The sequence below is a fragment of the Candidatus Krumholzibacteriia bacterium genome (assembly GCA_035649275.1).
In the GTDB taxonomy this organism is placed as follows: Bacteria; Krumholzibacteriota; Krumholzibacteriia.
In genome coordinates, this window is record DASRJW010000039.1 from 1 (window position 1) to 6,815 (window position 6,815).

Annotated in this window: 4 protein-coding genes; 3 read left to right on the forward strand and 1 reads right to left on the reverse strand. The window is 67.2% G+C overall.

Annotation, left to right across the window (positions count from 1 at the left end):
• The 3 genes from VFE28_04090 to VFE28_04100 form a co-directional block, all read left to right on the forward strand.
• A partial coding sequence (locus tag VFE28_04090) for a hypothetical protein (GenBank protein HZM15161.1) occupies nucleotides 1–3,498 on the forward strand: 3,498 nt, incomplete at its 5' end.
• Complete coding sequence (locus tag VFE28_04095) at nucleotides 3,495–5,024, forward strand: tetratricopeptide repeat protein (GenBank protein ID HZM15162.1); 1,530 nt, start codon at nucleotides 3,495–3,497, stop codon at nucleotides 5,022–5,024. The genes VFE28_04090 and VFE28_04095, both read left to right, overlap by 4 nt.
• A gap of 381 nt (nucleotides 5,025–5,405) precedes the next feature.
• A complete protein-coding gene (locus tag VFE28_04100) occupies nucleotides 5,406–5,993 on the forward strand; it encodes a hypothetical protein (GenBank protein ID HZM15163.1) in 588 nt (195 codons plus the stop codon).
• Between the two features lie 626 nt (nucleotides 5,994–6,619).
• On the opposite strand, the gene VFE28_04105 is transcribed toward VFE28_04100, so the two are convergent.
• On the reverse strand, nucleotides 6,620–6,815 hold a 196-nt coding region (locus VFE28_04105; GenBank protein ID HZM15164.1), incomplete at its 5' end, for a hypothetical protein.

Below are 6,815 nucleotides of genomic sequence, written 5' to 3' on the forward strand. Positions count from 1 at the left end.
CACCGTCACGACCTGCGCACCTCCGCCATCCTCGTGGCGGAGATCCTGGTGCTCGCGGCCCTCGGACGCTGGAACGAGATGTCCGACACCTGCGAACGCGTTTTGGATCTCGATGCCAAATGGACCGAAGCGCTGGGACACCTGTGCAAGCTCGAGTTGCAGAGCTCGCGCGACAACCTCGATCTCCGTCTCGTTCTCGGGCGCTGTTATTTGCAGGTGGGAGACTTCGAGCGTGCCGCGGAGCAGTGCACCGCCATCGCCGGAGACGCTCGCTGCCGGGCTCGCGCCGTGCACTGGCTCGGCCGCTCTCCCGCCAGCCCCCTCCTCTTGCCGGTGCGTGCCCGCTTGCTGCTCCTGGAGAAGCAGTTCGAAGTGGCGGCCGAACTCTTGGAGGAGCTCTGCAAGGGTGGTGACAGCGCGCTCGCTGCGGCGCGCGCAGTGCTGGAGGCGGTTCCCGAAGCAGCGCATGCCACCGATCGCTTGCGGCAGATGTACGCCCGAGCGCTGGCCGGAACGAGCGCCGTGGATCGCGCCGTCCGCGAGCTGGAAGGAACCCGCGGCAGCGCCGATGTCACCTCGAACCTGCGCGTCGCGGATCAGATCCTCGAGCAGCGCCCCCGCGACCCCGAGGCCCTCCTGCTCCGCGCTCGCTTGAGCCTCGATCTCGGCGATCCCGAGGCGGCGGCACCGTACTTCCGCCGCGCCTTCGATGCCGACCCGGATCGCCAGGCGACGCTGCGGACCGAGATCGAAGCGGCGCACAAGAAGGCGCCGCAGAGTGCCGCCATGGGACGGCTGCTCGTCACCCTGCTCATGGACATGGGGCAGCCGCAGCAAGCTGCGGATGCCCTGCAGCAGTGGCGCGACACGCGCTCGGCTCCGGCACCCGTCCTCTACGAGACGGCGCTCGCTCTGGCCTCGCAGTACGGCCTCTCGGCGGAGCTCCTCGCCTTGTTCGTCGAAGCGGCCATCGAAGTGGCAGAGGAGGAAGAGGCTCGCGCCGCCGTGGCGCACTATCACGCCGCGCCGGGGACCCGCGTGCACGACTTCGTGCGGCGGATCGAAGCTTTGTTGCATCAGCGTCCCGAGCTGGCTGCCGGCCTCACCCGGGTGCTGGCGGAGGTGCAGCTGCCGCCGGCGCTGCGGCTGGATCTGCTGCGCCCCAGTCTGATGACGGACGAGGCGGAGACGGCGCTGCGCGAGCTCGGCGTTCTCGTCGCCGAAGAGCCGGAGCTCCGCGACCCGGCGCTCGCCGCGCTGGAAACCTTGCTCCACTCCCGCGGCGATCTCCCCCGCGCCTTGGAGCTCGCCGCCGAGCTGCATCTCGACGCCGGCCACCTGGTGCCGAGCGCCCAACTCCTGGCGCGGGCGCTGCGCGCCGAGCCGGCGGCGGCAGACCGCATCTGCCGGCGCGCCGACCGCTTGTTCCGCCACGCTCCGGCAGACGACGAGGTATGGCGGCCGCTGGTGCTCGGCCTCCTGGACGCGGGTCGCCACCGCCACGCCCGCGATCTTTGCGAGCGGGCGGCGCAAACGCTCCCTGCCGCACGACAGGGGTTCCTGCACTTCACCCGCGGCTGCATCCATCTCGAAAGCGGCCAGGCGAGCGCGGCCGCGAACGCTTTCGAGAGCGCCCTGCATTGCCAGGACACCGTGCTGGAGCGCGTCATCGCCGGCTTGCGTCGCGCGGTCGAGACCGATGCGCAGCTCGGTCACGCCCGCTACGTCCTGGCTCGGGCGCTCCTGCAGGCGCGTGCCGACCGCAGCGAGGCCGTATCGCTGCTGTCGGAAGCGGTGCGTTTCGATCCCATGCTCGCAGACCTGGTGCTGGAGACGCTGCACGAGCATGGCCGTAGCCTCGAAACCCACGGACTGGCGCTGGCGCTGGCCGGTGCTCTGCGGCTGCGTCGCGGCGAACGTCCCCGCGGCGTCTCGCTCCTCGACCAGGCGTTGCGCATCGCCCCCGAGCTCGGGCCGCAGATCCTCGTCAATCTGCAAGTGGAGTGGGATCGCGACCCGGAAAATGCCGAGACCGGGATGGCGTTGGCCCGGGCACTCCTGGTCTGCAAACAGGAGAAGCGCGCCTGCCGTTTGCTCGCCGAACTCGCCCGTCGCTTCCCCGCTTGGCGCGAGCAGCTCGCGGCCGAGGTGAAGCACCTGGCGGAAAGGTCACCGCTGCCGGAAGCGCAGCGCGCGCTGTGGGACGTCCTGCTCGCCCAGGGTGAGCGCGAGGCGGCGCTCCACCGGGTGCAGGAGGCAGTCCACGCCGACGGCGTGACCTCGGAGCACCGCATCGAGCTGCTCGAATCGGCGCTGCAGCGCTTCCCGAGCGAGGCCTGGATCACCTGCGAGCTGGCGTCCCTGGAGATTCGGAGCGGCAACGAGGCGCGGGGTGAAGAGCGTCTGCGGGAGCTCATGGTACGGAACGCCGAGGCGCACTCACTCGTTCTCGCCGCCCTGCGCGAGACCGGGACGAGCTCGGAGAACCTCGCACTCTTGGAAGTCGACACCCTCTTGGCCGCCTCCCGCGGCCAGGAAGCCCATGCGGCCTTGCAGCGCTTCCGGACCGCCTTCCCCGCCGCGGCAGCGGAAGCCGTGCCCTCCCGCTTGCGCCTCCTCGTCGAGGGCGGCGAGACCCAGGGCGGCGCCGAAGTGGACCTGGCCCAGCTGCTGCGCGAACAGGGCGAGATGGAGGCGGCGACATCGATCCTGAAGGAGGCCCTGGCGCGTTACTTCCCCGCCGCTGCGAAAGCAGCCTCCGGGGCCGCGGCGCTCGGCGTCGGCGAGGCTGCAGCCGCTCCCCCGACGGCGCGCGAGCGGGAGATCCGCCGGCTCCTGGCGACGCTGTACGTGGATCTCGGCCGAGTCGCCGAAGGCCGGGAGATCCTGGCGTCGGTTCTGCAACACGAGGGCGGCGACACGCAGGCCTACGGTTTCCTCGAGCAGCTGAGCGCCCGCGGTCTGAGCGCCAAGATGGAGCAGCTGCGCGAAACGAGCGCCCGCGCCCCCAGCAACCTCCGGGCGCGGCTGGAGCTGGCGCGCCTGTCGCTGCTGGCCCGGGACTTCGCGGCGGCGCGGGAAGCACTCGGCTTCTCCGGCGACGGCAGCGGTCTCGAGACGGCGCGGCGCTATCTGCTGGCGCGCAGCTACGCCGACGACGATCAGCCCCATCTCGCCGCCGCCGTCAGCCGCAGCATCGATGTGGACGGTGTACCCGACGCGGAATTGCGCCGCAACGTCTTGTACCTCCGCGCGCGCTGCACCGAGCAACTCGGCCGCTACGGCGAGGCCCACGTCCTGTACCTGCGCCTGATCGCCGAGTTCCCCGGCTTCAAGCCGGCCCAGGAGCGCGCCCGTGCCACCTACAAGTTGCACCTCGAGTCGAGCCTCGAGCCTCCAGCGCTTGTGCTGGAGAAGCGCACGCACCTCGATCCCGCCGCGTCGCCGCGCCGGACGCACCCGGCGAAGCGGGACACGTCGCACACGGAGGAGTCATGAAGATCTGCCCGTTCCTCGTCGCCGGTCAGGATGTGCTGCAGCGCCGGAGCGCCTTGCCCAGGCGGGAAGCCCCGGTGGTCACCGCACAAATCGAGGTCTCGCCGGACGAGGTGGAAAAGCTGCAGGCGGTGGAAACCGTCTCGGTCGAGAAGTCCCTCTCCGCCGAGAAGTCGCTCACCCAGCTCTGGACGCTGGAAGACAAGGGCGACAGCGCGCGCTCCGCCTTCGAATGCCTCGGCGAGCCGTGCCGCTTCTTCCATGCCGGCGGCTGCCGCTTCGACGTCCTGTTCGAATCCGGTGTGGCTGGTGTCGGCACAGCCGCCACGGCGCTGTTGGTGCAGGAGGGCGAAAGCGACGCGGGGGTGGGTTCGGTGCTGCAAGAGGTCTGGTCGCTGCAGCGCGAGAGTTTGAAAGAGATGATCGGCGGCTTCCGGCGACTCGAAGGCGAACAGAATCGACAGCAAGGCTCACTCGCCGGCCGCATCGAGCAGCTGGTCTCGCGGGTCGAGGAAGGACGCGGCACCGCGCCCGATCTGGTGCACACCTTGGAAGAGCGCTTTGCCACACTGCAGAACAACGTCGCCACCTTGGAGGGGACGCTCCATGCCGGGATCCGGAACCTGGAAGGCACGGTCCACACCTTGGTGGGCGACTCCGCTTCCGGGACGAAGAGTCAGATGAGCGCGGTGGAAGCCGCCCGGGCCACCGTCGCCGAGGCACGCGACGAATCGCGCCGCCTCCTGCAGGAGAACCTGGAGAGCACCCGCCGCATCCTGAGCCAAACGGCCGAGGAGACGCGCGCACGCCTGGAGCAGCTGGTGGCGCAGAACTCGACGACGTCCCGCGTCGAGATGGAGACGAGCCTGCAGCACCTCCTCGACGACAACCAGAACATGCGCGTCCTGCGCGAGGAAATGCGGCGCTCACTGCAGACCCTCTCCGGGCACGTGCAGGAAGTGGCCGCCGCTGCGGCCTCGCTGTCTTCCTCCTCGCGGGTCGCCGAGGATTTGCTGGTGGAGCAGCGCACTTTGGCCGAAGCGCTCCTCGAGCGCGATCGGCGCGACGAAGCGCGCCGTCTCAACAACGTCGGTGTCCTCGCTTATCACGAGGGCGCCTATGATACGTCGGTGGAGAAGTTCCGCCAGGCTACAGCCCTCGATCCGAACCTCACCGAAGCCTGGAACAACCTGGGGCTTTCGTTCACGGAGATGCATGCCGACGATCGGGCCCTGGATGCTTTCAAGCGCGCCCTCGAGCTCGACCCGAGCGTCGGGCAGGTCTACAACAACCTGGGTTACCTCTACTATCGGCGGGGCGAGCTGGAGCAGGCGGTGGAGATGTACGAGCGCGCCACGCAGCGGTCGAGCGATACCAGCGCCGCTTGGTCGAACCTGGGCAACGCGCTGCACGCCTTGCAGCGGCGCGACGAAGCCTTCACGGCCTGGAAGCGAGCCCTCGAGCTCGACCCGGCCAACGACAAGGCCGCCGGCGCCCTGGAACGCCTGGGCTTCGAAACGGGCCGCTGAGCGACGCGGATCGTCGTGTGGCCTGACGAGCAAAGCCGAGACAGGATTCTCGAAGCAGGACATCCTGGCCTGGTTCGGCATGGCCTACAGCGGCAGGCTTCTCGACGTCGCGGGCACGGCTCTCCCAGAAGTTGTAGTGGTCGACAACCAACAACTTGAGCGAGCCATCGCCGACCCATATGGGTACAGGACGAACCCCATACCCACATACACGGCTGCCGTACCAAACGCAGAAAAATGGGCTCGCTGGGGCCAGGTAAAGCAGCTCTAAGAGTAGGGAAACCCGGCGCGGGCCCGACTGTGTGACGTTCCCATAGGCATTGCGAAAGCGCAACATGGCCAGATATCCTCTCTTGGGTGTTGACCATGGGAGGTTGGGTCGTGCGGTTGGTGGGTGTCGCTGTCGGCATAGCCACAATTCTCTCGGGCACCGCTGCATCGCAAACAGCGATCGGGCTCGACAAGTGCATCAGCTGGGGACCGACGGGTTGGCCAGACTGTGGCCGAATTCCCGGCGAAATCTTCGATACCTGCAGCAATACAACCTTCGGGCGCTTTTGGGGCCGCTACGCGTGGTACCCGCTCGAGTACGTTGCACCGATCACGATCGAACTGGAAACGAGGGGTGCGCTCAGCCTCAATCTCCCGCTGTATGTCGAAATCGTTCCCTTGCCTGACTCTGTTTTATCGGAATTCTGCCTATCCGGGTACTCCCAGCATCAGGGTTACCTGGTCGGCGTCGTGGGAGGTTCTCAGGTCTGTGGTGGGGCCTGGGAAACCTTCGGGCCGATCGACTTGAGGGAGATTGTCTCGATCGGTGGCAAGTACGCACTGCAGCTCCAAGGTTTCGGGCTCGACGACTACGGTCACCCCTTCTCGAGCCCTGGAGTCGACTGTATTCGCGTCACCGCTTCCCAGGCGACGACCACGCGTGTCTCCTGGGCGCAGGTGAAGGCCCTGTTCAAGTAGAAACTGGCTACATCGATGACAAGCATGGCGCGCAACTTTCTGGCGATCTCCCTTCTGATTGGTCTTTGCAAGCCCAGTTTCACCCAGAACACAGAGCTATACTCGTGCTTACCCGACAGCACTGCTTGTGTTGAATCCCAAGACCAGCTTATCGCAGATATCTGCTCAGGCTCGTTCTTTCATTTCCATCGCGGTCGCGTCTCCTGGCCCCCGCTCCGGGCTGTCGGGTCTACCACCGTTTCCATCCAGACCTACGGCGCGGACAACCTACTGCCCTTATACCTCGAGATCGTACCCGTGGCAGATTCAGTCACCTGTCTCCCGATGCAAAACGGACACGTCATTCTGGAGACACGATCCCTTGCTCAATGCGGAGGCCTCTGGGAGACTGTCGGTCCCATCGAGATCACGAGATTCACGCCGATAGGGAGCTTCTACCGCGTCCAGCTTGTCTTCCTCGAAGGGTATCCGCCGTCATCCTTCGGGCTCCGAAGCCCCGGCCTGGGCTGCATTCGTGTGACCGCGAAACCAACATCGATGCATGCCCACTCCTGGGGAGCGGTGAAGTTGCTTTATCAGTGATCCTCGTGCTGGCGGTTGTCCACTACTCCTTGATGCCTCCTGACTCATGTCCTGGAAGTGAGTGTCGACTCCGGTCTGGCGCGGGCGGCGACGCCACTCACTTCCAGGACATGTTGCTGCTCCTCGCACGCATCGTCTGCATCCGGGACCTCGTCGGAGTGGCAAGCGTGCTTGACGCCGCGGCGCTCGAGGACGTGGCGCGCCTCCTCGCTCAGGCCCGGCGACTTGGCGCTGCGCCGT

What these genes read in the sequence shown, in the direction of transcription:
- VFE28_04095 (HZM15162.1), top strand. Translation starts at nt 3,495, where the DNA reads ATGAAGATCTGCCCGTTCCTCGTCGCCGGTCAGGATGTGCTGCAGCGC.